A 24,631-nucleotide genomic window follows, 5' to 3' on the forward strand; every position below is an offset into this window, starting at 1 on the left:
CAGGTGGCCCAGGCCACGATCCCGACGCCGCCCGCAGGCCCCGACATGGTGTGGCGCTCCGGCGCCCAGTCGCTGCGCGGCGCCCAGCCGGGCGCCGAGGCGGGCCTCGCCGCCGTCTCGTCGATCCCGACGCCGCGTCCCCGCCCCGCCGCGCCGCAGAGCGCGGTGGCGGTCTTGGCCGCGATCCCGACGCCGACCCCGGTCGAGCGCCAGCCGCGCCAGATCGACGCCGCGACGGCCAGCGCCTATCAGGCCGAGGCGACCATGCTGCCGCCGCTGCCAGACGCCTTCCTCTCGAAGCGTCAGCCGCAGCCGGAGATGACCCTCGCCTACGCCGCGCCGCAGGCCACCGCGCCTCAGCCGACCGACAACCGCTCCCGCGCCGTGGCCGCGCCCCAGGCGCAGCACAAGGTCCCGGCTCCGGTCGTCGCCGCCGACCCGAACGTCCGCGTGCTGTCGCCGGACGCGACGCCCGCCGCGGTTTACGCCGCCGCCACCGCGGTGCGCCGCGCGGTGCTGCCGACGCCGACCGAGCCGATGGTCAGCGCCCGCTTCGAGGACGCGGTCCGCGTCGCCGTGAGCGCGACGCCGGCCCTGCGCGACGCCGACGACGCGACCTTCGTGCATCCCGACCAGACGCACGTGGCCAGCCTGATGACGGCTCCCACCGCGGCGCTGGTCGGTGGCTTCGGCGCCGACCCGAGCCACGGCGCCCGCATCGACAGGTTCTCGGGCTCGTCGGTGATGCTCCTGAGGGTGCAGTCTTTCGCCCCGGCCGGGTCCAGCACCGCGAGCCTCGCGCGCTCCCGCGGCTAACGCTGTCCCGAACGCCACACGAAAAAGCCCCGGACGTCGCCGTCCGGGGCTTTTTCGTTGGCGCCTGCGCGTCCTCTCAGGTCGTGGGCATGCCCAGCGCCTGGAGGTAGAGGTCGAGAATCGCCTCCATCTCGGCGCGCTCGTCCGCGTCCTGCTTGCGCAGCGAGATCACCTTCCGCAGCACCTTGACGTCGAAGCCGTTGCCCTTGGCCTCGGCGTAGACCTCCTTGATGTCGTCGGAGATGCCCTTCTTCTCCTCCTCGAGCCGCTCGATGCGCTCGACGAAAGCGGTCAGCTGATCCTTGGCGATATCGTCCGGATTGACCGTGCTCACATGCCTCTCCTCGAAATTTGGAGCGTCCGGTTCGCAGAACCACGCTCGGCCGTCAAGCCGGGAGACATGCGCCGTTGTGCGTCTCCGTTCCCCTCGGATCGCCGGACGCGACGGTCCGGAGAAGCGGACTGCCGCAGCGCGCGCCCCTCAGTGCTTCGCGCGGGCCTCGAAGGCGGCCTGCTGCTCGGGAGTCGCCTCGCTCTGGAAGCGCGCCTTCCACTCCTCGTAGGGCATGCCGTAGATCGCCTCGCGCGACTGCTCCTTGCTGACGTCGAGGCCGCGGGCGTCGGCGGCGTCCTTCATCCAGTTCGAGAGGCAGTTCCGGCAGAAGTTCGCGAGATTCATGAGGTCGATGTTCTGCACGTCGGGGCGGTCGCGCAGGTGCTTGACCAGCCGGCGGAACACCGCCGCCTCGAGCTCGGTGGTGGTCGCGGCGTCGACGCCCGGCAGTTCGGACGGCGGCAGACGGGTGAGATCGACCTTGGGGGCGTCGGTCATGGGGTTCTCCTGCGCGTGTCGGTGCGCGAGCCGAAGTGGGTGATCCGCCGCATCTCGGGCCGCTCGAGGATCGGCGGCAGCAGCCGCGCGAACCGGGCGGCCCAGCCGGCCTGGCCGGCCTCGTCGGCCACCAGGTCCTGCCGAAGTTCGACCAGCACGTGCGGCAAGCCGCGCTGGGTGCCGTGGCGGTGCATGGTGTCGCCCTTCAGGGCGCCGTCATAGGGCTCGTTGTCGCCGACGACGAGATCGCCCTCGGCTTCGAGGGCGGCGAGGAGGGGCTTGGCCAGCCGATCGTCCCGGTCCCACAACAGGCCCGCATGCCACGGCCGCGGACGGCCCTTCCAGGCCGGCGTGAAACTGTGGAGCGCGATCACGACGGGCGTCTCGCCGGCGTCGATCATGGCGTCGATGCGGGCGGTGATCGCATCGTGATAAGGCCGATGATAGCGTTCGAGACGTCGGCGGACCTCGGCGGCGTCGATACGGGCGTTCCCCGGCACGACGGCGCCGTCGGAGAGTCGCATGACCAGCGTCGGGTCGTCCTCGCCGCGGTTGGGGTCGATCACCAGCCGCGAGGTGGTCGACAGCACGGCCGGAACGCCGAGCGTTTCCGCCAGCCGCAGGGTCACCTCCCGCATGCCGATGTCGTAGGCGATGTGACGGTCGAACTCAGACGGCGGAAGCCCGAGGTCGCCGAGCTCCGGCGGGACGCGGGCCGAGGCGTGGTCGCATAGCAGCAGCAGCCGGGCGTCCGGACGGCCTTCGACGACCTCGAACGCGGCGTATTCGTCTTTGGTTGCGGGCGAAAATGGGTCGCAGAGCATGGTCCTGAGGACTGTAGTGACGCGCGCCCGTCGATGCCATAGGAAGGGCCGCCCGTCCCGCCGGACGGAGCCGACAACGACGAGAAGACGCCGGAGAGGATGACGACCATCGGGGGAGCGGCGGACAGCCGCGGAGAGCCGCTCGCCGGAGCCTATGCGGCGCTTCTGCTGGGCGCGCTCGCGATGGGCGCGTCGCCGATCCTCGTGCGCCTCGCCGAGGTCGGGCCGTTCGCGAGCGCCTTCTGGCGCGTCGCGACCGCGCTTCCGCTGCTTTGGGCCTGGAGCCAACTGGAGCAGCGCGGCGACGCCAAGCTCGCCCGAGGCGTCACGAAGCCCGTGGCGTTGGCCGGCCTGTTCTTCACCGGCGACCTCGTGTTCTGGCATCTCGCGATCATGAACACGACGGTCGCCAACGCCACGTTCTTCGCCACCACCTCGCCGATCTGGGTCGTCGTGTTCTCGGTGCTGCTGCTGCGTGAGCGCGTCGCGGGCCGGACGCTGCTTGGGCTCGCGCTCGCGCTCGCGGGCGGGGCCGCGCTGATCGGCGAGAGCATGAGCGTCGATCCGGCGCGTCTCGCCGGAGACCTCTACGGCGTGGTCACCTCGGTGTTTTTCGGCGCCTATTTCCTGGCCGTCAGCCGCGCCCGGCGCAGCCACGGCTCGGGCCGGCTGATCTTCCTGTCGTCGCTGATCACCGCCTCGGCCCTCGGCGCGATCGCCTTCGCCTTCGAGGACCGGCTGCTGCCCGCGAGCCTCAGCGGCGCGGCGGCGCTGCTCGCGCTCGGGATCGTCAGCCACGCCGGCGGCCAAGGGCTGCTGGCGGTCGCGCTTGGGCGGCTTCCGGCGACCTTCTCGTCGCTCGTGATCTTCCTCGAGGCGATCGCCGCCGCCCTGCTCGGCTGGGCCGTGCTCGGCGAACGCCTTTCCGCCGTCCAGGCCTTGGGCGGCGTCGTTATCCTGCTCGGTATCTACGTCGCGCGACCGCGCGCCGTTCCTGTGGAGCCTCATCCATGACGCCAGACGAACGCCGCCAGCTTCTCCGTCGCGCCTTCGACGCCGGCGTCGCGGCCGCCCACCCGGCCGTGTGCATCCCCGCCCACCTCCCGGCTCCGCCGAAGGGCCGCGTGATCGTGCTGGCCGCCGGCAAGGGCGGCGGCGCCTGCGCCGAGATCGCCGAGAAGGTCTATCGCGAGCAGTACGGCCTCGGGCCGGACCGGCTGATCGGTCTCGCCGTGACCCGCCACGGCCACGCCCGGCCGACCGAGTGGATCAAGGTGATCGAAGCGGGACACCCGGTGCCGGACGCCGCCGGCCTCCAGGGCGCGGCCGACACGCTCGCGCTCGCCGAACAGGCGGGTCCGGACGACCTCGTGGTCGCGCTGATCACCGGCGGCGGCTCCGCCAACTGGGTCGCGCCGGCGGCCGGTCTCGACTTGGCGGTCAAGCAGGGGACAACCAAGGCCCTGCTGCGCTCCGGGGCGCCGATCGACGCCATTAACACCGTGCGCAAGCATCTCTCGCGCATCAAGGGCGGCCGCCTCGCCCGCGCCGCCTACCCCGCCAGGGTGGTGACGCTTGCGATCTCCGACGTGCCGCGCGACGACCCTTCGGTCATCGCCTCCGGCCCGACCGTGCCGGACGCCTCGACGCTGGCCGACGCCCGCGCGGCGCTGGAGCGGTACAAGGTGACGCCGCATCCGGACGTCGCTCGGGCGCTGTCGGATCCCGCAAACGAAAGCCCGAAGCCGGGCGACGCCGCGTTCGAGCACGCGAGCTTCACCGTCGTGTCCCGCCCTGCGGACGCGTTGGCCGCGGCGATCAAGACGCTCGAGGACGCGGGCGTCGAGGTGCGGGTGGTCGGAGCCGACCTCGAGGGCGAGGCGCGCGAAGTCGCCGCCGAGCACGCCGCGATCGCACGTGGGCTCGAGGCGCTGGCGCGGCCGGTCGCATTGATCTCGGGGGGCGAACTCACGGTCACCATCCGCGGCCAGAACGGGCGCGGCGGACCGAACCAGGAGTATGCGCTGGCGCTGGCCCATGCGCTCAGGGGCGTCTCGGGATGGGCGGCGCTTGCCGGCGACACCGACGGCGCGGACGGCGGCGGCGGATCGCCCGAGGATCCCGCCGGCGCCGTGGTCGATCCGGGCACGCTCGAACGCGCCGACGCCAAGGGTCTCGATACCGCCCACTTCCTGGCGGAGAACGACAGCACCGGATTCTTCGAGCAGACGGGGGACGGGCTCTACACCGGCCCGACGTGCACGAATGTCAACGACCTGCGCATTCTACTCGTTGACAGCGTTTAACCATCACCGCACAAAGCGCCCCTGACGCGTCGCAACGCCAGCGTTCCCCCGCCGTATGACGATTCGCTTTCCAGAACGCTCGCGCGCATCGCGCCGCCTCCCGCATCTCGCGGTTGCAGCGGGCGTCGTCGCGGCGGGCGTCGTGGCGGCGGGCGCGGCGCAGGCGGACTTCCGGCTTTGCAACAAGACCGACAGCCGCATCGGCGTGTCGATCGGCTACAAGGACAAGGACGTCTGGTCGACCGAGGGCTGGTGGAACGTTTCCGCCAACTCCTGCGAGACGCTGCTTCGGGGGCCGCTGGCCGCTCGCTTCTACTACGTCTACGCGATTGACTACGACCGCGGCGGCGAATGGAACGGCAAGGCTTACATGTGCACCCGCGGCAAGGAATTCACAATTCGGGGGATCGAAGACTGCCTCGCGCGCGGTTATGACCGTTCCGGATTCTTTGAGATCGACACCGGCGAACAGAGGAGCTGGACGGTGCAGTTGACCGAACCGACCGCGAGGGCGGCCGACCCGGCCCAGACCCAGCCGGCCCCGCGCGCGGCCGTGCCGCCCGCCGCGACGAACGGCCTCAACGCCGGCGTCCAGCTGGGCGCAGCGGTCCGATGAGGCGGCTGCGACGCGTCAAGATCCTCGCAACCCTTGGTCCGGCGTCGTCGACGCCGGAAATGGTCGAGAAGCTGTTCCGGGCGGGAGCCGACGTCTTCCGCATCAACATGAGCCACACCAGTCACGACCGGATGCGCGAACTCGTGCAGACGATCCGCGACGTCGAGGACGAGGTGGGCCGTCCGATCGGCATCCTAATCGACCTTCAGGGCCCGAAGCTGCGCGTCGGCAAGTTCGCCGAGGGCGCCGCCATGCTGAAGGCGGGCCAGAGCTTCACGCTCGATTCCGACGAGGCCCCGGGCGATGAGAACCGGGTTCGCCTGCCGCATCCGGAGATCCTCGAGGCGCTGGAGCCCGGCCACACGCTGCTCCTCGACGACGGCAAGATCCGCCTCGTCGCGCGGTCCTGCACGCCGACGTCGACGACGGCCGAAGTGGTCGTCGGCGGCCGCCTGTCGGACCGCAAGGGCGTCAGCCTGCCGGACACGCTGATCAAGACCTCGGCGATGACGCCGAAGGACCACGCCGACCTCGAGGCCGCGCTCGCGACCGAGAGCGTCGACTGGATCGCGCTGTCCTTCGTGCAGCGGCCGGAGGACATCTCGGAGGCCCGCGACATCATCAAGGGCCGGGTCGGGGTGATGACCAAGATCGAGAAGCCCCAGGCGATGACCCGGCTCGCCGAGATCATCGAGCTGTCGGACTCGGTCATGGTCGCGCGCGGCGACCTCGGCGTCGAGATGCCGCTCGAAAAGGTGCCGGGCCTGCAGAAGCAGATGACCCGCGCCTGCCGCCGCGCCGGCAAGCCGGTGATCATCGCGACGCAGATGCTCGAATCGATGATCACGCAGGCGACCCCGACCCGCGCCGAGGTGTCTGACGTCGCGACCGCGGTGTTCGAGGGCGCGGACGCCATCATGCTGTCCGCCGAAAGCGCCGCCGGCGCCTACCCGGTCGAGGCGGTCGCAATGATGAACTCGATCGCGACCAACGTGGAGAGCGATCCCTACTACCGCTCGATCATCGACGCGCAGCACGCCGAGCCCGAGGCGACAGGCGCCGACGCGATTTCCGCCGCCGCGCGGCAGATCGCCGAGACGCTCGACCTCGCCGCGATCATCTGCTGGACAGCCTACGGCACGACAGCGCGCCGCGCCGCCCGCGAGCGGCCGAAGCAGCCGATCATCGCGCTGACGCCGAGCCTCGAGACCAGCCGGCGGCTCGCGCTCGTCTGGGGCGTGCATTCGGTGCTGACGCACGACGCCCATGATCTCGACGACATGGTCGACCGCGGGTGCGACATCGCCAAGGACCAGGGCATCGCCCAGGACGGCGAGCGCGTGATCATCTCCGCCGGCGTCCCGCTTCGAACGCCCGGCGCGACCAACATGCTGCGCATCGCCTACGTCGACGGCGACCACACGCGCGACTGACGAGGCGAACCGCATCTGAGACCGAAAACGGCGCGCCTGCGAAGGCGCGCCGTTTCACTTTTGAGCGGGCGTCTTCATGGCCAGCGCGTCGATCTCGTCGACCACGCGGTCGGTGGCGCTCCAGTGCGGCATGTGGCCGACGCCGGGGATGACGACCAGCCGAGAGCCCCGGATCTGCCGCGCAAGCGGACGCGAATGCACCTCCGGCGCCACGATGCCGTCCTTGTCGGACGTGACGATCGTCGTCGGTACGCGGATGGCTCCGTAGCGCGGCGCCTGGACGCGCAGGAAGGCCTTGAGATCAGTCAGATCCTGGGCGTTGGCCCGAAACTCCGACGGCCGCAGGATGAGCTTGGCGTCGGTGCGTTCGACGTAGCCCGGCGGCGTGGAGCGAGGCGCGAACACGCTCGCGATCGAGCGGTCAAAAGTCGCGAGGCCGACCGGCGCGACGATCGTCGCCACGAACAGGTCGCCGATCAGCGGCGTGGCGGCGAGGCTGTTGTACCAGGCGACGCCGCCTGGCCAGGGGTGCGTCGCGCCCGAGAGCAGCGCAAGCCCCGACACGTGATCCGGATGGTCGAGCGCGAGCTTCGTCGCGACCGAACCCGCCCAGGAGTGGCCCACGACGACGACGCGGCCGACCTTCAGCGCTTCCAGCGCCTGCACGACCGCGTCCGCCTGCGCCGCGGGCGACGCCATCTCCCGTCCGCCGAGACGATCGCTGCGGCCGTGTCCCGGACGGTCGACGAGGATGACGCGGTGACGCGCCGCCAGCCGCCGGCCGATCGACTCCTCGAGGTCCTTGAGGTTTCCGCTCGCGCCGTGGAGGAGAAGCAGCGTGCGGCCGGACGGGGCGCCCTGCGGATCGAGGATGACGACATTGAGCGTGCCGCCCCGCACGGGCACGCGCAGGGTCTCGGCGTTGGTCTTGGCGGCGAGCTGCTCGCCGCGACGGGCCTCGACGGCGGACGCGGCGGCCAGCAACGCCGCAAGCGTCAGCGTCGCCGCGATGACGAAGGTCGCCACCTTTGCGGGGCGCATCAGATCGGCTGGCCTTCGACCTTCAGCGTCAGCTCGTCGATCGCGCGTTTCAAGCCATCGGCGGCGGGATAGAGCGCATAGGCCTTGCGGTAGGCGCCGAGCGCCTTCGCGTCCAGACCCGACTCCTGAAGGATGCGGCCGAGTCCGATCCACACGCCGAAGTGGCGCGGCTCCCGCAGCAGCGTTTCATGCATGTCGACCATCGCCTGGTCGTAGTCGTTGGCCGCGACGTGGATCGCCGCCCGGCGGCTCCAGCCCTCGGCGAAGTCCGGCTTGAGGCTGACGACCTCGCCCAGGATCTTCAGCGCCATGCCGGTGTTGGCCTTGCGCTGCGCCTCGAGCGCGCGGGTGGTGAGAAGATCGACCGTGTCGCTGCCGGAGCGCGTCCAGAGCGCCTGAACGGCGGCCGCGATGCGTTTGGCGGTCTGCGGGTCCTCGGTCTTCGCGAGACGACCGAGCAGTTCGTCGACCGCCTTGCCGCGCCCGTCTCGCGCGTTCTCGCCGGTCGCCGCGGGATCCGCGGCTGGCGGCGACGGGGCCGCGTCGGGCGGCGCAGGGAGAATGGGAGTCGTGGTCTCCGGCGAGCCGTCGAGCGGCGGCGCGGGCTGCGCGGAGGCTCCTGCGCAGCCGAGACCGAGAGCGACGGCAAGCGCCGCAACCAAGCGAAAACGCATCATGGCCCGAAGCTTACGCTCCGGACCCGCGCGCCGTCAAAACACATGAGCCTTCAAGACATGCACGCGGCGCGTGCGCCGCGAGGGCGATCCGCAACGCGGCGGACGCCGTAGAACGCCTTCAGCCCTGGCGGGCCTTGTAGCGCTTCTGGGTCTTGTTGATGATGTAGACGCGGCCCTTGCGGCGCACGATGCGGTTGTCGCGGTGGCGGTTGCGCAGCGACTTCAGCGAGTTGCGGATCTTCATGGCTCTCGTCCTCAAGACGCCGGCCGCGTGCGCGGCGACTTGCGTCGGTCGTGTTCGTGTCTGTCGGGGCGGACAGGACGCGGATCGGCCGCGACCACGGCGACCGCCGGTTCGGGCCGCCTTCTAGTCGGACGCGGGGCAATTTGCAAGGCCGGAGACGCAGCGTCCCCCTTCGCACGCGCCATCTCGCACCTGCGAAAGGCGAGATTGTCCGCGCGGCGCGCCTGTGGTCTAGGGGGCGTCAACGACAAAACAGAATAGGGGATGCGGAAATGGCCTCGGACCTGCGTTTGCGCCGCAGCGTGCTCTACATGCCGGGCTCCAACCAGCGCGCGCTGGACAAGGCCAAGACCCTTCACGCCGACGCCCTTATCCTCGACCTCGAAGACGCGGTGGCGCCCGACGCCAAGGACATCGCCCGTGAGCAGGTCTGCGCCGCCGTGAAGGCCGGCGGATATGGCGACCGCGAGCTCATCATCCGCGTGAACGCGCCGCAAACGCCTTGGGGCGAGGCCGACCTGCACGCCGCGATCGAGGCCAAGCCGGACGCGATCCTGATGCCGAAGGTCTCCTCCCCAGCCGTGCTCGAGAGCATCGCCAACCGCCTCGAGGCGCTCGACGCGCCGGAGAGCGTGAAGATCTGGGCGATGATCGAGACGCCCGCCTCGATTCTGAACATCCGGGAGATCGCGGCCTCCCGGCGCCTTCTGCCGGGCGCCCGCCTCACCTGCCTGGTGCTCGGAACCAACGACCTCGCCAAGGACACCTGGGCGCAGATCGTCCCCGGTCGCGTGCCCATGCTGCCGTGGATCATGCTGGCGCTCGCCGCCGCCCGCGCGGAAGGCCTCACGATCCTGGACGGCGTGTTCAACGACATCGCGGACGTCGACGGCTGCCGCGCCGAGTGCCGGCAGTCGCGCGACCTCGGCTTCGACGGCAAGACCATCATCCACCCCGACCAGATCGAGCCCGCCAACACCAGCTTCGCGCCGACCGACGAGGAGGTCGCCCGCGCCCGCAAGGTGATCGACGTGTTCGACGAGCCCGAGAACGCCAAGCGCGGGGCCATCAAGATCGACGGCCGGATGTACGAACGCCAGCACATCGGCATGGCCCGCCGGGCCGTCGCCTGGCGCGAGGCGATCGACGCGAAGGGCTACTGAAGGCGCGCCTGCGGCTTGCGGATCGCAGGCTGGCCGGGGTCATATCGCCTGCAATGATCGACCTCTCCCTCATGGAGGCGCGGCGGATCGCGCTTCTTGCCTGCGGCCTCGCAGGCCCGCGGCCCGCCCGCGCCGGCCCCGCCGCCCTGACCGCGCTCTACGACCGGCTCGCGATGACGCAGATCGACAGCGTCAACGTGCTCGCCCGCGCCCACCTGATGCCGGCGTTCTCGCGGCTCGGCGGCTACGACGTGGCGCGGCTCGACCGGATGCAGAGGGGACCGAAGCGGGCGCTGTTTGAATACTGGGGGCACGAGGCCTCGCTGATCCGGACGGATCTCCAGCCGGCGCTGCGCTGGCGCATGGCGCGGGCGCGCGAGGGCCGCGGGATCTACGCGGGGCTCGCCCGGTTCGGGCGCGAGCGAAAGGACTTCGTGGAGGCGACGCTGGCCGAGGTCGCCCGGCGCGGGCCGCTGTCAGCCGGCGAACTCGGGGCGGGCGCCAAGGGCGAAGGCGGCTGGTGGGGCTGGAGCGAGGCCAAAATCGCGCTCGAGTGGTTGTTCTGGGCGGGCCTCGTCACCACCCGCTCCCGCCGCGGATTCGAGCGGATCTACGATCTCACCGAGCGCGCCCTGCCCCAGGCCGCGTCCCTGCCGACGCCGGCCGAGCCGGAGGCGCAGCGCATCTTGCTGCGGTCGGCCGCCCGGGCTCTCGGGATCGCGACGGCGAGCGACCTCAGGGCCTACTGGCGCATCGGACCGGAGGACGCCAAGGCGCGGATTCCCGAACTCGTCGAGGCCGGGGACCTCGTCCCGGCGCGCGTCGAGGGCTGGTCGCAGCCGGCCTACCTCGCGCCCGGCGCCGAACCTCCGAAGCGGCGGCCGCGGGCGGCGGCGCTGGTCTCGCCGTTCGACCCGCTGCTCTGGGAGCGCGACCGGGCCGAGAGGCTGTTCGGCTTTCGCTACCGCATCGAGATCTACACGCCCGCGCACAAGCGCGAGCACGGCTACTACGTGCTGCCCTTCGTCCTGGGCGAGCGGATCGCGGCCCGCCTCGACCTCAAGGCGGACAGGGCCGCCGGGCGGCTGGTGGTCGCAGCGGCCCATCTCGAACCCGGGGCGCCGGCGGGCGAGACCGTCGAGGCGCTCGCGTCCGAACTCCAGCTGTTGCGGGCCTGGCTCGGCCTGTCCGACGTGGCGGTCGCGCCGGCGGGCGACCTCGCGCCGGCGCTTGCGCTCCATTCGGCGATGGCCTCCGCGGTTAACATGGGTTAACCGGCGGTGAACGGGGTGTTAACGCGAAGGGGAATCGCGGGGATGCGCGTGCTGATCGTCGAGGACGACATGGTGATCGCCGGCAATCTCGGTCCGATCATCACGCGGGCCGGCCATGATCTGGTTGGGCTGGCGGCCGACAAGGGAAGCGCGATCGCGCTGCTGCGGTCCACGCGGGTCGACTTCGCCTTCATCGACATTCACCTGCTCGACGGCTGGACCGGCGTCGACGTGGCCCGCGTCGCGGGGGAGGAAGGCGCGGTCGCGGTCTTCACCACGGCGAACCGCAGCCTGGTGCCGGCCGACTTCGCCGGCGCCTGCGGGGTGATCGAAAAGCCCTACCGCGACGAGCCGATCGAGGCGGCGCTCGCCTATGTCGCCGCCCGGCTCGCCGACGGCCAGGCCGCCGCCCCGCCGCCGCCCGGCCTCGAGCTGTCGCCACAGTGGGCCAAGCGGCTGACCGCGACCCGTCGCGCCCGACCCATCGCGACCGAAAGCCGGCTCGGCGCCTGAAGCGCTTGCGCTCCGGCGCGCGCGCCGGTATCGGCGAAGCGTTCCGGGCGGCCGCTCCGCCCGGCGACCAGAGAGAGAGCGCGCATGGCCTCCAAGCTCGAGCAGCTCCGCCGGATGTCGGTGGTCGTGGCCGACACCGGCGAGATCGAAACCGTCCGCCGGCTCAAACCCCAGGACTGCACCACCAACCCCTCGCTCATCCTCAAGGCGGTGGACGGGGGCGCGGCGGCCGCCGTGGTCGACGAGGGCGTGGCCTGGGGCAAGCGCCAGTCGGGCGCGCCGGAGGCCGTCGCCCGCGCGGTCTGCGACCGGCTGGCCGTCTCGCTCGGCGTGGAGCTCAGCCGCCTCGTGCCGGGCCGGGTCTCGACCGAGGTCGACGCCGACCTCTCCTTCGACGCCGAAGCGACCCTCGCCAAGGCCCGCGCCCTCATCGCCGCCTACAAGGAGCGCGGCGTCGAGCGCGACCGCATCCTGGTCAAGATCGCCGCCACCTGGGAGGGGGCGCAGGCCGCCAGGATCCTCCAGGCGGAGGGGATCGACTGCAACATGACGCTGATCTTCGGCCTGCCGCAGGCCGCGATCTGCGCCGAGGCCAAGGCCTTCCTGATCTCGCCCTTCGTCGGCCGAATCCTGGACTGGCATGTCAAGGCCGGCGGCGGCCCCTACGCCCCCGAGGAGGACCCCGGCGTCCGTTCGGTCAAGGCGATCTACGCCGACTACAAGAGCCGCGGCGTCGAGACGGTGGTCATGGCCGCCTCGTTCCGCAACGCCGGCGAGATCGAGGCGCTCGCCGGCTGCGACCGTCTGACCATCAGCCCCGCCCTGCTCGACGAGCTGGCGGCGGCCGAGGGCGACCTGCCGCGCCGGCTCGACCCCGCGACGCCCGACGCGCCCCCCGCTCCGGCCCCAACCGACGAGGCCGGCTTCCGCTTCGCGCTCAACCAGGACCCGATGGCGACGGAGAAGCTCGCCGAGGGCATCCGCCAGTTTGTCAAAGACCTGAATACGTTGCGCGGGCTTGTGGCGAAGCGGCTGACGGCCTGAGGCCCTGACAGAACGCGACACCCCGTTTGCTGCACCGAGAGAGGCTTTGACTTCTCGTGCGCTGTCGTTGCATCGTTAGCAGATGCAGCATTAGGGGGCACGCATGACCGAAGAGATCGCCACGTCGATTGAGACTGCCGACCCGACGCACAAGATTGTCGCAATGGTCGACGGTAAAAAGAGGGTCGTCGGTCAGTCGTTCAACCGCGGCAAGGAAGCGACATTCGGTCCCTCCGAAATGCAGCTGACCCGGCCGACGGGCCTCGAGCGCTATCTCACCAAGGGCCTGATGCCGGGGGAGCGCTTCATCGGTGCCGACACCACGATCGTCGCCTTCGGCAGCTGCTTCGCGAACAACATCAGTAACTACTTAAATAACATCGGCTACAACGTCGCCACGAAGAAAGATAATGTCGCCTACATCTCGCGCATGGGCGACGGCATGGTCAATACCTACGCCATCCGCCAGCAGTTCGAGTGGGCGTGGAACAACGTGGTCCCGAAGGCTGATCTCTGGCGCGGCTATGACGCCGAGGAGTTCGGCTACGACGAGACGGTGCGGCTGCGCACGGCTGAGCTGTTTGACGCCGCCGAGGTGTTCATCATCACCCTCGGCCTGTCCGAGGTCTGGTACGACGAGCCCACCGGCGAGGTGTTCTGGCGGGCCGTTCCGAAAGACAAGTACGACCCGGAGCGCCATAAGTTCCGTGTCGCCGGGTTCTCGGAAAGTCTCGAGAACCTTAAGGCCATCTACGAACTGATCCGCGAGCGCAAGCCAGAGGCCGCAATCGTTTTCACGGTGTCGCCGATCCCGCTGGCCGCGACCTTCCGGCCGATCTCCTGCATCGTCGCGAACTCCGAATCCAAGGCCATCCTGCGCGCGGCGCTCGGCGAACTGCTGCGCGACAAGCAGCCTACCGACGACAAGCTGTTCTACTTCCCGTCATATGAGATCGTGACGGAAGCGTTCCACCACCAGTTCGGAGGCGACCGCCGGCATGTGTTCCCACACGTGTTGGACCTGAACATGAAGGCGTTCGAACGCTTCTACTGCAAAACGGAGCTTTCGGACGCGGAGCTTCAGAAGGTCTACGCCGACGCGATCGAGCGCGACAAGGAACTCGGAGGTAACGACCAAGCCGCGGCAAGGGCGCGCATCGTCGCTCAGAAAAAAGAGGCGAAGGCGAAGCTGCTTGCGGACAAAAAGGCGCGCGGCTCGAACACGACCAGCATCAAGAGGCCCAAGCGGCGCGCGGTCGACAAGAAGATTAGCGCCACCGATGGAGCAGCGGCGGGCGACGCGACCGCCCTGACCCCTTCCGATAAGCGCGAGGCGCTCGTGGCCGAACGGAGAGCGGCGAGGCGGGCGGAGCGTAAGGCTGAGGCCGCGAGCGCCGCCGCGAAGCCGCAGGACGGCAGCCGCGCGGCCTGAGCCATTAGGTTCGCTGGCTTTTGCGACGCCAAGCCTTGCGCCGCGAGGGGCGAGCCTTGGCGTTGTCGAGAGTCTTGAGGCGGACGCGGGCTACGAATGCGCTTGGCCTGCCAGTCATGGCCGTCTCTGCATGCTCGCCGATCCCGTCGGACGGCGTCAGTCCTCCCCCAGCATCTTCGCCCGGATCTGCTCGACGCGGCCGAGCCGTTCGGCGGCCTCTTGGCTCATGAGCTCCGTCACGCGCGCGACCAGCGCCTCGGTGACCGCCGTCAGGCTGGTGAAGCTGTCCCAGGCGCCGGCGCTTTCCGTCGCGCCGATCAGCGTCGCCTCGGCCGACGCCGCCGCGGGGGCGTCGGCCGCGTCGGTCAGCAGGATCACGGAAGCCCCCCGCTCCGCGGCGAAGGCGCAGAGCCGCACCACGTCCGGCTGGTAGCGCCGCACGTCGTAGGCGACCACGACGGTGCGGCGACCCACGTCGATCAGCCGGTCCGGCCAAGTCGCCGACAGCGAGCCGATCTCCTCGACCCCGCCGCGCACGATCTCGAGGTGGCGCACCAGCAGCCGGGCCAGCGCCTGGCTGAACCGCCCGCCGACGACCAGCACGCGCCGGCGCGGGTCCGACAGCCGCTTCGCGGCGGTTTCGAACGCGGCGCGGTCGAGCGCGCCGAAGGTCGCGGAGAGGTTCGCCGCCAGCTTCGCGCCGAAGGCGGCAAGCCGATCGTCGCCCTCCGTGTGGGCCGTCGTCGCGCGATGGGCGGTCCAGCGGCCAAGGGGCGAGGCGCGCTCCCCCGCCAGCTCCGCCTTGAGCTGGTCCTGCAGGTCGTGCCAGGCCGCGAAGCCGAGCTTGGCGAGCAGTCTTAAGACGGTCTGCGAACTGGCTCCGGCGCCGCGGGCGAAGCGCGCCATGGGGGCGAGGCCGGCGACGGGGTAGTGCTCGCGCAGATGAGCGGCGGCGCGCCGCTCCTGCGGCGTCAGTCCGCCGTCGATCTCGCGCAGCGCCTCCGCCACCGTCCGCGGCCGCCGCCCCGCCTCGCCATCCGCCATTCGTCGCCCCCGACCGCCTATTCGCGCGCCATGCTGAAGTTAACGGCGCATGACGCCACCACGCATATTGACAGACGATCAACCTGCGCGGAACGTTCATTCCAAACACGGGACGGTGAAGACATTCGCCGCGGCATCGGACGGGGGACGCGTCGACCGGCGCGGAGACGAGGGCGCCGCGCTCGACCACTGACGACAACGGGGATTGAGCGGCATGGCACAGGACGGCAAAGGCGGCGTCACCTACCAGACGGTGGACGCCGGATACTTCGAGAAGCGCGGACTGACCCGCTACGCGGGCGTGGCGAGCCTCTGGGCGCTCGGCGTCGGCGCCGTCATCTCCGGCCACTTCTCCGGCTGGAACTTCGGCTTCGCCACCGGCGGCTGGGGCGGCATGCTGGTCGCGGGCCTGATCATCGCGGTGATGTACCTCGGCCTTACCTTCTCGATCGCCGAGATGTCGGCGGCCCTGCCGCACACCGGCGCGGCCTACTCCTTCGCCCGCACGGCGATGGGCCCCTGGGGCGGCTTCTTCACCGGCCTCTGCGAGAACGTCGAGTACGTCATCACGCCGGCGGTGGTCGTCACCTTCATCACCGGCTACGTCAACTCGATCTTCGGCCTGGACCCGGCCTATTCGCCCGTGATCTGGCTGGCGTTCTACGTGATCTTCGTGGCGCTGAACGTGTTCGGCCTGGAGCTGTCGTTCAAGGTGACGATGGTGTTCACGCTGCTCTCGCTCGCCGTGCTGGTGTTCTTCTGGGTCAGCGCGATCCCGCACATGGATTTCTCGCGCTGGGCGCTGAACATCGCGGCCGGCCCGGACGGCGCGCCGGTGGAGCTGCCGGAGGGCGGCGGATCCTGGTTCCCGTTCGGCGTCTCGGGCGTGCTCGCCACGCTGCCCTTCGCGGTGTGGCTGTTCCTCGCCATCGAGCAGCTGCCGCTCGCGGCGGAGGAGTCGATCGACCCGGCGCGCGACATGCCGAAGGGCATCGTGCTGGGGATGGTCACGCTGATCGTCTCGGCCTTCATGATCGTGCTGCTGAACCCGTCGGTGGAGGGCGTGGGCTCGTTCCACCTCGCGACGGCGCTCGAGCCGCTGCTCGACGGCTTCAAGGCGATCTACGGCGACGGAGGCGTCGTCATCCTGGGCATCGTGGCGCTCACGGGCCTGATCTCGAGCTTCCACACCATCCTCTACGCGCAGGGCCGGCAGATCTACTCGCTCTCGCGCGCGGGCTACTTCCCGCGCGGGCTCTCGGTGACGCATTCGACCTACCGCACCCCCTACGTCGCGATGATCGTCGGTTCGGTGGTCGGGTTCGGCGTGATGCTGATCATCTGGTTCGCGCTCGGCGCCGAGACCGCGGGCTCCACCATCGGCAGCGTGCTGCTCAACATGGCGGTCTCAGGGGCGATGTTCTCCTACATCGCGCAGGCGGTCTCGTTCATCCTGCTGCGCAAGAACGCGCCGCACATCAAGCGCCCGTTCAAGAGCCCGGCCGGCGTCGCTGGAGCGGTGCTGACGATCGTGATCGCGATCGTCACGCTGTTCTACCAGGTGCAGGATCCGAACTTCACCAAGGGCGTGCTCTGGGTGCTGGTGTGGTTCGCGATCGCGACCGTCTACTTCGCGCTCTACGGCCGTCACAAGCTTGTGCTCTCGCCGGAGGAAGAGTTCGCCCTCTCCGGCGGCAAGGGCGAGTACAAATCGCACTGAGCGCCGTACGGCGCGACGTCACGCGCGCATCCCGGCCCCGCGGCCGGGATGCGGCAGCCGGGCCCTGGACACCATGAGCGCGCCCTCGCCGCACACCGCTGACAGCCTTCTCGCCCTGGCGGGGGAGCGCGGGCTCTCCCACGTCAAGGTCGGCGTAACAGACGCGGACGGAGTGCTGCGCGGCAAGTACATGAGCCGCGAGAAGTTCGCCTCGGCGCTCGCCAAGGGCTTCGGCTTCTGCGACGTGATCTTCGGCTGGGATTCGAACGACCAGCTCTACGACAACACGAGCTTCACCGGTTGGCGGACGGCCTTTCCCGACGCGGAGGTCCGCCTCGTTCCCGAGACCGCGCGCGACCTGCCGCTCGAAGGCGACATGCTGTTCGTGCTGGGCGAGTTCGCGGGGCGGGCCGAGGCGCTGTGCCCGCGGGGGCTGTTCAAGCGCGTGCTCGCCCGCGCCGCGGACATGGGCTTTTCCGTCAAGGCCGCCGCGGAGTTCGAATTCTTCCTGTTCGAGGAGACGCCGCGCTCGGTCCGCGACAAGGGTTACGCCCGCCTGACGCCGCTGACGCCCGGCTTCTTCGGCTATTCCGTGCTGCGCTCGGGCGTCCACTCCGAGCTCTACGCCGACCTGCTGAAGCTCTGCGCGGACATGCGCATGCCGATCGAGGGGCTGCACACCGAAACCGGGCCGGGGGTGCTCGAGGCCGCGATCGAGGTGTCCGACGCGCTCGAGGCCGCCGACCGCGCCACGCTGTTCAAGACCATGACCAAGACCTTCGCCCAGAAGCGCGGACTAATGGCGACCTTCATGGCCAAGTGGTCCCCGGACTACCCCGGCCAGTCCGGCCACCTGCACCTGTCGCTGCTGGACGCGGACGGCGGCTCGGCCTTCCATGACGCGGCGAAGCCGCACGGCATGTCGGACGCCATGCGCTGGTTCGTGGGCGGGCAGCAGGCGCTGATGCCGGAGCTCCTCGCCATGGCCGCGCCGACCGTCAACGCCTACACCCGCATGGTTCCGGGCTTCTGGGCGCCAACCGACGCGACCTGGGGCGTCGAGAACCGCACCTGCGCGCTGCGCGTGATCGAAGGCGGCCCGAAGGCGCAGCGCGTCGAGTACCGGATCACCGCCGCTGACATAAACCCCTACGTCGCGCTCTCCGCGGCTCTGGGCTCGGGGCTTTGGGGGATCGCGAACCGGATCGAGCCGGACGCCCCCGTGACGGGCAGCGCCTACGACATGCGCCACCCGCCGGAGCGCGCCCTGCCCCGCTCGCTCGGCGAGGCGGCGGCGCGGCTTGCGAGGTCGAAGCCGGCGCAGGAGCTTTTTGGCGCCGCATTCGTGGAGCATTGGGCCGCGACCCGCGACTGGGAGCAGCGCGCCTTCGACAAGGCGATCACCGACTGGGAGCTGCAGCGGTATTTTGAGATCATCTGACTTGCGTCGTCCCCGACGCCCGAAGGGCGCGCTGGGACCGTCATCCGCGCGAAACGCGTTCTTCTGACAACGATCCCGGCTCTGCGCGGCTGCCGCCGCTTCGGCCGGGACGACGGGTGCCTTCCATGACCGACCTCATCTGCATCTCCCCCATCGACGGCCGCGAGGTCGCGCGGCGGCCGATCGACGGCCCCGGCGTCGTCGCGGCGGCCGTCGCCGACGCGAAGCGCGCGCAGGCGGAGTGGGCGCATGTCCCGATCGCCGAGCGGGGCGCCAAGATGCTCGCCTTCCTCGACGCGCTGCTCGGCCTCAACCAGCAGATCATTCCCGAGCTCGCGCTGCAGATGGGCCGCCCCGTGCGCTACGGCGGCGAGATGCGCGGCGTCGAGGAACGCGTGAAGCACTGCGTCGCGATCGCCGAAAAGGCGCTGGCCCCGCTCGTCCCGGAGCCGAAGCCGGGCTTCCGGCGCATGATCAAGCGCACGCCGATCGGCGTCGTGCTGGTGATCGCGCCGTGGAACTACCCCTTCCTCACCGCGGTCAACACCATCGTTCCGGCGCTGATCGCGGGCAACGCGGTGCTGCTGAAGCACGCCAACCAGACGATCCTGGCCGGCGAGCGGCTGCAGGAGGCGATGGACAAGGCGGGCCTGCCGAAGGGCCTGTTCCGCAACCTCTACCTCGGCCACGACGAGACCTCGGACCTGATCCGCTCCGGCGCCGTCGGCCACATCAACTTCACCGGCTCCGTCGGCGGCGGCCGGGCCATCGAGCGCGCGGCGGCGGGAACCTTCGCGAGCCTCGGGCTGGAGCTCGGCGGCAAGGACCCGGCCTACGTCCGGGCCGACGCCGACCTCGACTTCGCGATCGAGAACCTCGCGGACGGCGCCTTCTACAACTCCGGCCAGTGCTGCTGCGGGATCGAGCGCGTCTACGTGCACGAGAGCCTCTACGACCGCTTCGTGGACGGCGTCGTCGAGGCCGCGTCGAAGTACGTGCTCGGGAACCCGCTCGACGACGCCACCACGCTCGGGCCGATGTCCGCCACCCGCTTCGCCGAGACCGTCCGCGCCCAGACCGCGGAGGCGATCGCCAAGGGCGCGAAGGCCCATCTCGACCCGCGCGCCTTCGCAGCCGACAAGGCGGGCACACCCTATCTGGCTCCCCAGGTGCTCACCAACGTCGACCACTCCATGAGCGTGATGATGGAGGAGAGCTTCGGGCCCGTGGTCGGGATCATGAAGGTCTCCGGCGACGAGGAGGCGCTGCGGCTGATGAACGACAGCCCCTACGGGCTCACCGCCTCGATCTGGACCAAGGACATCGACCTGGCCGAAGCGCTCGGCGACCGCGTCGAGACCGGCACCGTGTTCATGAACCGCTGCGACTACCTCGACCCGGCGCTGGCCTGGACCGGGGTCAAGGACACCGGCCGCGGCGCCGGCCTCTCCGAGATCGGCTTCCACACGCTGACGCGGCCGAAGAGCTTCCATCTCCGCGAGATGACCTGAGGCGTCCCGCCTCCACCCAAGCCGCTGTCATGGTCCGGCCTGACCGGACCATCCACCTCCGGCGTCGAGCGCGGCGCCGAGGGTGGGTCCTCCGTCAAGCCGGAGGACGACGGTCGAGTTTCCGAAAGCGCTTCGGCGCCGACACTGCCGCGAGACCGCCCATGACGAGCCCCTTCACCGCCGCCTGGAACTACCCCACCCGCGTCCTCGTCGGGCCCGGCCGCATCGCGGACCTTGGCGAGGCCTGCGCCCAAGCCGGGATCGCGCGGCCGCTGCTCGTCACCGATCCCGGACTGATGAGCACGCCGCTCGTCGCCCGCGCGCTCGCCGTGCTGGAGGCGGCCGGCAGCCCGGCGTCGACCTTCTCCGAGGTGAAGGGCAACCCGACCAACGCCAACGTCGAGGCCGGGGTGGCGGCCTACGAGGCGGCGGGGGCCGACGGCGTCGTCGCCTTCGGCGGCGGTTCCGGGCTCGACGTCGGCAAGATGGTCGCCTTCATGGCCGGCCAGACCCGGCCGATCTGGGACTTCGAGGACGTGGGCGACTGGTGGACCCGCGCCGACGCCGCGGCGATCGCGCCGATCGTGGCCGTCCCCACCACCGCCGGCACCGGCTCCGAGGTCGGCCGCGCCGCGGTCGTCACCAACGAGGCGAGCCACGAGAAGAAGATCATCTTCCACCCGAAGATGCAGCCGACGGTCGTCATCCTCGATCCCGAGCTGACGGTCGGGCTGCCGCCAAAACTGACGGCCTGGACCGGCTTCGACGCGCTCGCCCACTGCCTCGAAGCGTTTTCCGCCCCAGGCTTCCACCCCCTGGCCGACGGCGTCGCCGTGAACGGCGCGCGGCTGATCAAGCTCTATCTGCCCCGCGCCGTGGCCGACGGGGCCGACATCGAGGCCCGCGCCAACATGCTCGCCGCAGCCAGCATGGGCGCGACCGCCTTCCAGAAGGGCCTCGGCGCCATCCACTCGCTGTCGCACCCCGTCGGCGCGCTCTACGACACCCACCACGGGCTCACCAACGGCGTGGTCATGCCCTACGTCCTCCTCGCCAACCGCCCGGCGATCCAGGAGCGCTTCACCCACCTCGCGCGCTCGTTCGAGATCGACGGCGGGTTCGACGGGTTCATCGACTGGATCCTGCGCTTCCGCGAGGACCTGCACGTCCCCCATTCGCTGGCCGAACTCGGCGTGGATGAGAGCCGCATCGACGAGATGGCGGAGAAGGCCGAGCGCGATCCCTCGACCGGCGGCAATCCCATCCCGTTCAAGGCGGCCGACTTCGCGCGGCTCTACCGCGCCGCGATCCGGGGCGACCTCGACGCGGCGCGGGCGTGACGGCGATGCGCCCGCTGCGCCTCCTCGTCGTCGAGGGCAACCCCAAGGCCATGCGCGAGCGGCACGCGGCCGTCTCAGGGCGGACGCCGAGCGCGTTCTACGCCGACATCCTCTCGGGGCTTGCGGCCGACGAGACACTCGAGGCCACGGTCGACATCTGCTTTCCGGCGGACGAGGGCGCGAACCTGCCGGACGGCTCGGACCTCGCGTCCTACGACGGCGTCGCGATCACGGGCTCCGGGCTCAATCTCTGGAAAGCGGAGCGCGAGTCCCTGGTTCAGGTCGACTTCGCCCGCGCGGTCTACGACGCCGGCGTACCTTTCTTCGGCTCGTGCTGGGGCCTGCAGGTGGCCGCGGTCGCGGCCGGCGGGGAGGTGAAGCTGAACCCGCAAGGCCGCGAGATCGGCATCGCCCGCGCGATCCACATCACAGACGCCGGCAGAGGCCATCCGCTCCATGCCGGCCGGACCCAGGTGTTCGACGCGCCCGCGATCCACTCCGACGAGGTGGCGGCCGTGCCGCCGGGCGCGATCGTGACCGCGACCAACGAGCTCTGCGCGGTGCAGGCAGCCGAGATCCGGCATGGCGACGGCGTGTTCTGGGGCGTTCAGTTTCACCCCGAGTACACCTTCGCCGAGCTCGGCGGGATCCTGTCGCGCTACACGCCGATCATGCTGGAGGAGGGTTTCTTTCGCGACGGCGAGGAGGCGGCGGGCTACATCACCGATCTTGTCGCGCTCGACGCCGATCCCGGCCGCAAGGACGTCGCCTGGCGCCTCGGCGTCGCGCCCTCCGTCCTCGATCCGAGGATCCGCCGCACCGAGCTGATCAACTGGCTGAAGCTTCAGGTGCTGCCCACGGCGAGCGCGCGCGTGAGGGGGTGAGGCGCGGCGGCTCGGCTGGCCGCTGCGCTTGTGTGCCGGCCTTGAGCCGGGACCCAGGACCACGCCGATCGCTCATCTGGCGCCGTCATCCCCCGGCTTTTCCGGGGGATCCAGGCCGGACGTCGGGCGCGTGGATAGCTGGACGCCCCGGACACGCCGGGGGATGACAAGCCTAATTCTGTAGGTGTCGCAATTCGGGGCCGACTGCCTGCTTCGAGACGCCTCCTTACAGGAGGCTCCTCAGCATGAGGACGTTCGAGCGCATGGCGATCCGGATCCCAAACCTCCTCATGCTGAGGAGGCGCGGAACGCGCCGTCTCGAAGCACGCGCGCGGCTCCCGCCGCGCTAAAGCCCTACGGCTTCAGGTCCATCGGCAGCGCGCCGGGGGCGGCGGTGAGCGAGATCGTCACGCGGCGGTTGGCGGCGATCTGGGGGGCGTCGGGGAACATCGGATCGGTGGCCGCCTTGCCCTGCACCGAGGTGAAGCGACCGTCCGGGACGCCGTTCGAGGCCAAAAGCTCCCGCGCCGCGCTGGCCCGGTCGGCGGACAGGCGCCAGGCGTCGAGCGAGCCGGCCTCGGACACGCCGGCCGCGGTGTGGCCGGTGACGTAGATCGGGTAGTTCAGCGCGCGGATCGTCGGCGCCATGGCGGTCAGCGCGTCGACGATGCGCTGCGAAGGCCGCGCCGAGCCGGGCTGGAACATGGAGCGGCCGTCCTGGTCGATCAGCGAGATCGACACGCCCTCGGAGTTGTCCTCGACGACGATCTGGTTCGAGACGTCCGCGATTTCCGGCATGGAGCGCAGCGCCTGGCGCAGGCTCGCGGCGGCGCGGGCGTAGCCGCGGGCGACGGCCGCGGTGTCCGCCTTGTCCTTGGACAGCGGCCCCGAGAGGTTCGCGGCGTCGTTCATGGTCTTGGCGCTGTTGTTCAGCAGCTCGGTGCGCGTCGGCGTGCCGCCGATGTCGATCACGCCCGCCGCCACGACCTCCCGCTGCGAGCCGAAAGCCTCGCGCATGGAGCCGGCGACCGCCGCCATTTTCTTCTTGTCCTGGTTCGAGAACGCCACCAGCACCACGAAGAAGGCCATCAGCAGGCCCATCAGGTCGGCGAAGGTGACGAACCAGCCGTGGCCGCCGCCATGGTCGGCGTGCTTCTTCTTGGCCATGTCAGGCCGCCGCCTCGATGACGGCGGCGCGGTGCTTCTCCGGCAGGTAGGCGATCAGCATTTCCTTGACGACCGCGGGGCTCTTGCCCGCCCGCAGCTGGAGCACGCCGTCGATCACCAGCGTCTGGTTCAGCTCGTCATGGGCGAACTTGATGGCGAGCTTGTCGGCGATCGGAAGGAAGAAGAAATTGCCGACGACGGCGCCGTAGAGCGTCGCGAGCAGCGCGATGGCCATGAACACGCCGAGCTTCGACGGGTCCGACATTTCGGCGAACATCTGCACCATGCCGATCAGCGTCCCGATCATGCCGAAGGCCGGCGCGCAGTCGCCGATGCCCCGGAACACTTTGCCGGCCATTTCCAGCCGATGCAGGTTCAGGTCGCGTTCGCGCTCCAGGGTCTCGCGGATGAAGGTCTCGTCGAAGCCGTCGGCGACGTAGCGCACGCCCTTGGCGAGGAACGGATCGTGCGGCGTGGCCTTGTCGAGGCCCACCGGACCGGACTTGCGCACGATCGCCGCCATCTCGGCGATTTCAGCGATCAGGTCGCGCGGGTTGCCGTGGCTGCCGCGGAACACGGTCTTGAGCGCGGTCGGGAAGGACGAGAGGAAGGCGCCCAGTTCGAAGCGGATCAAAGTGGCGGTGATCGAGCCGCCGAAAATCACGATCACGGCGTGCTCGGAGTAGTAGCGCTCCAGCCCGCCGCCCTCGTGGATGAGGAAGCTGAGGACGCCGATGCCGCCGACGAAACCGATGATGGTCGCGAAATCCATGTCCGCCCCTTAGCGCCCGCCGCACCGGAATTCTTCCGCGGCCGTGGGGAGGAAGGTGAAGATTCCCGGTTAAGGCGGGGTGAAGGCTGGGCGCGCCTCGACGCTAACCGAAACGACAGGTCTCCTCAGTTATGCGTGGAGGATGTTCGTGCGCTTCGTCACTCACAAGAAAGACCCCCGCTCCGGTCGCCGCCAGGGCCTGTTTGCGGCGGCGCGAGACCTTCGAGAGAGCGGTCGGCTGTCCCTTTGGGACGAGCAACGTTTGGACGCTCTTCGGGAGTGGTTCGCCGACAACCTTCCCGTTCCGAACCGCTTCTCGGTGTCGGCTCGCCCGAACCGGAAGAGTCAGGCGATAAGCTGGTTCAAGTCCACGTCGAAAGACAGCATCGCGCACATCCGCGACTATGCGGCGGTGCTAGAAGAGTACGGCGTGCTCGTAGAGATGATTCAAACCGCGCGTCCAGGCTTTGTCGTCTACGAAGACCCGTATCAGATCGTCGCGTATCCATTCGCGGACACCGACACCTGACAGCGACC

At 70.2% G+C, this 24,631-nt stretch carries 24 protein-coding genes and 1 pseudogene; 16 read left to right on the forward strand and 9 right to left on the reverse strand.

Annotated elements, in window-relative coordinates:
- Positions 1-816, forward strand: a pseudogene (locus tag METY_RS09545) (DUF882 domain-containing protein); the annotation flags it as partial.
- 76 nt (positions 817-892) lie between these two features.
- Here METY_RS09545 and METY_RS09550 read toward each other — a convergent pair.
- The 3 genes from METY_RS09550 to METY_RS09560 form a co-directional block, all read right to left on the reverse strand.
- Complete coding sequence (locus METY_RS09550) at positions 893-1,150, reverse strand: DUF2312 domain-containing protein (protein ID WP_020186909.1); 258 nt, start codon at positions 1,148-1,150, stop codon at positions 893-895.
- A 147-nt stretch (positions 1,151-1,297) separates the two neighbouring features.
- Positions 1,298-1,648 carry a DUF1244 domain-containing protein gene (locus METY_RS09555; protein WP_200819644.1) on the reverse strand — a complete coding sequence of 117 codons (351 nt, stop codon included), beginning with the start codon at positions 1,646-1,648 and terminating at the stop codon, positions 1,298-1,300.
- Positions 1,645-2,472, reverse strand: coding sequence for an N-formylglutamate amidohydrolase (locus METY_RS09560; RefSeq protein WP_103121164.1), 828 nt, complete (start codon positions 2,470-2,472; stop codon positions 1,645-1,647). The genes METY_RS09555 and METY_RS09560 overlap by 4 nt, the downstream gene beginning before the upstream one ends.
- A 99-nt stretch (positions 2,473-2,571) precedes the next feature.
- Here METY_RS09560 and METY_RS09565 point away from each other — a divergent pair, with 99 nt between their 5' ends.
- Genes METY_RS09565 through pyk form a run of 4 tightly spaced genes read left to right on the forward strand, consistent with a single transcriptional unit; the run spans position 2,572 to position 6,827 of the window.
- Complete coding sequence (locus METY_RS09565; protein ID WP_103121165.1) at positions 2,572-3,486, forward strand: DMT family transporter; 915 nt, start codon at positions 2,572-2,574, stop codon at positions 3,484-3,486.
- A complete protein-coding gene (locus METY_RS09570) occupies positions 3,483-4,778 on the forward strand; it encodes a glycerate kinase type-2 family protein (protein WP_103121166.1) in 1,296 nt (431 codons plus the stop codon). Before METY_RS09565 ends, METY_RS09570 begins: the two co-directional genes overlap by 4 nt.
- Positions 4,779-4,833: 55 nt before the next feature.
- Positions 4,834-5,394 (forward strand): DUF1036 domain-containing protein, encoded by a 561-nt coding sequence (locus tag METY_RS09575; RefSeq protein WP_103121167.1) that lies wholly within the window; start codon positions 4,834-4,836, stop codon positions 5,392-5,394.
- The gene (gene pyk, locus METY_RS09580) at positions 5,391-6,827 is read left to right on the forward strand and encodes a pyruvate kinase (protein ID WP_103121168.1); all 1,437 of its coding nucleotides are present in this window, start codon (positions 5,391-5,393) and stop codon (positions 6,825-6,827) included. The genes METY_RS09575 and pyk overlap by 4 nt, the downstream gene beginning before the upstream one ends.
- 54 nt (positions 6,828-6,881) lie before the next feature.
- On the opposite strand, the gene METY_RS09585 is transcribed toward pyk, so the two are convergent.
- The 3 genes from METY_RS09585 to ykgO form a co-directional block, all read right to left on the reverse strand.
- Positions 6,882-7,868, reverse strand: a complete 987-nt coding sequence (locus tag METY_RS09585; protein WP_103121169.1) for an alpha/beta fold hydrolase — start codon at positions 7,866-7,868, stop codon at positions 6,882-6,884.
- On the reverse strand, positions 7,868-8,545 hold the full coding sequence (locus METY_RS09590) for a tetratricopeptide repeat protein (protein ID WP_103121170.1): 678 nt from the start codon (positions 8,543-8,545) through the stop codon (positions 7,868-7,870). Before METY_RS09590 ends, METY_RS09585 begins: the two co-directional genes overlap by 1 nt.
- 118 nt (positions 8,546-8,663) lie before the next feature.
- Positions 8,664-8,789: a type B 50S ribosomal protein L36 gene (gene ykgO / locus METY_RS09595; RefSeq protein WP_020186918.1), complete on the reverse strand. Its 126-nt coding sequence runs from the start codon at positions 8,787-8,789 to the stop codon at positions 8,664-8,666.
- Between the two features lie 272 nt (positions 8,790-9,061).
- Here ykgO and METY_RS09600 point away from each other — a divergent pair, with 272 nt between their 5' ends.
- The 5 genes from METY_RS09600 to METY_RS09620 all read left to right on the forward strand — a co-directional run bounded on the left by METY_RS09600 (position 9,062) and on the right by METY_RS09620 (position 14,215).
- Positions 9,062-9,952, forward strand: coding sequence for an HpcH/HpaI aldolase/citrate lyase family protein (locus METY_RS09600; RefSeq protein ID WP_103121171.1), 891 nt, complete (start codon positions 9,062-9,064; stop codon positions 9,950-9,952).
- 53 nt (positions 9,953-10,005) lie between these two features.
- Complete coding sequence (locus METY_RS09605; RefSeq protein WP_103121172.1) at positions 10,006-11,226, forward strand: winged helix-turn-helix domain-containing protein; 1,221 nt, start codon at positions 10,006-10,008, stop codon at positions 11,224-11,226.
- 42 nt (positions 11,227-11,268) lie between these two features.
- Positions 11,269-11,739, forward strand: a complete 471-nt coding sequence (locus METY_RS09610) for a response regulator (RefSeq protein WP_103121173.1) — start codon at positions 11,269-11,271, stop codon at positions 11,737-11,739.
- Between the two features lie 84 nt (positions 11,740-11,823).
- Positions 11,824-12,783 carry a transaldolase gene (gene tal / locus METY_RS09615; protein ID WP_103121174.1) on the forward strand — a complete coding sequence of 320 codons (960 nt, stop codon included), beginning with the start codon at positions 11,824-11,826 and terminating at the stop codon, positions 12,781-12,783.
- Positions 12,784-12,886: 103 nt separating this feature from the next.
- On the forward strand, positions 12,887-14,215 hold the full coding sequence (locus tag METY_RS09620; protein ID WP_103121175.1) for a GSCFA domain-containing protein: 1,329 nt from the start codon (positions 12,887-12,889) through the stop codon (positions 14,213-14,215).
- Between the two features lie 156 nt (positions 14,216-14,371).
- Here METY_RS09620 and METY_RS09625 read toward each other — a convergent pair whose 3' ends face one another.
- The gene (locus METY_RS09625) at positions 14,372-15,259 is read right to left on the reverse strand and encodes a MurR/RpiR family transcriptional regulator (RefSeq protein ID WP_103121176.1); all 888 of its coding nucleotides are present in this window, start codon (positions 15,257-15,259) and stop codon (positions 14,372-14,374) included.
- Positions 15,260-15,473: 214 nt separating this feature from the next.
- Between METY_RS09625 and METY_RS09630 the strand changes: the two genes are divergently transcribed.
- The 5 genes from METY_RS09630 to METY_RS09650 all read left to right on the forward strand — a co-directional run bounded on the left by METY_RS09630 (position 15,474) and on the right by METY_RS09650 (position 22,155).
- A complete protein-coding gene (locus METY_RS09630) occupies positions 15,474-16,979 on the forward strand; it encodes an amino acid permease (RefSeq protein WP_103121177.1) in 1,506 nt (501 codons plus the stop codon).
- A gap of 73 nt (positions 16,980-17,052) precedes the next feature.
- Positions 17,053-18,420: a glutamine synthetase family protein gene (locus METY_RS09635; RefSeq protein WP_103121178.1), complete on the forward strand. Its 1,368-nt coding sequence runs from the start codon at positions 17,053-17,055 to the stop codon at positions 18,418-18,420.
- A gap of 125 nt (positions 18,421-18,545) precedes the next feature.
- Complete coding sequence (locus METY_RS09640) at positions 18,546-19,931, forward strand: aldehyde dehydrogenase family protein (RefSeq protein WP_103121179.1); 1,386 nt, start codon at positions 18,546-18,548, stop codon at positions 19,929-19,931.
- Between the two features lie 161 nt (positions 19,932-20,092).
- A complete protein-coding gene (locus METY_RS09645; RefSeq protein ID WP_103121180.1) occupies positions 20,093-21,271 on the forward strand; it encodes an iron-containing alcohol dehydrogenase in 1,179 nt (392 codons plus the stop codon).
- Positions 21,268-22,155 carry a type 1 glutamine amidotransferase gene (locus METY_RS09650; RefSeq protein ID WP_103121181.1) on the forward strand — a complete coding sequence of 296 codons (888 nt, stop codon included), beginning with the start codon at positions 21,268-21,270 and terminating at the stop codon, positions 22,153-22,155. Before METY_RS09645 ends, METY_RS09650 begins: the two co-directional genes overlap by 4 nt.
- A gap of 354 nt (positions 22,156-22,509) precedes the next feature.
- On the opposite strand, the gene METY_RS09655 is transcribed toward METY_RS09650, so the two are convergent.
- A complete protein-coding gene (locus METY_RS09655) occupies positions 22,510-23,322 on the reverse strand; it encodes an OmpA/MotB family protein (protein ID WP_103121182.1) in 813 nt (270 codons plus the stop codon).
- A gap of 1 nt (position 23,323) precedes the next feature.
- Positions 23,324-24,094 (reverse strand): motility protein A, encoded by a 771-nt coding sequence (locus tag METY_RS09660; RefSeq protein WP_103121183.1) that lies wholly within the window; start codon positions 24,092-24,094, stop codon positions 23,324-23,326.
- Positions 24,095-24,242: 148 nt separating this feature from the next.
- Between METY_RS09660 and METY_RS09665 the strand changes: the two genes are divergently transcribed.
- The gene (locus METY_RS09665) at positions 24,243-24,623 is read left to right on the forward strand and encodes a hypothetical protein (RefSeq protein ID WP_146035703.1); all 381 of its coding nucleotides are present in this window, start codon (positions 24,243-24,245) and stop codon (positions 24,621-24,623) included.
- Positions 24,624-24,631: the final 8 nt, after the last annotated feature.

It is taken from the genome of Methylopila sp. Yamaguchi (assembly GCF_002897035.1).
Lineage (GTDB): Bacteria > Pseudomonadota > Alphaproteobacteria > Rhizobiales > Methylopilaceae > Methylopila.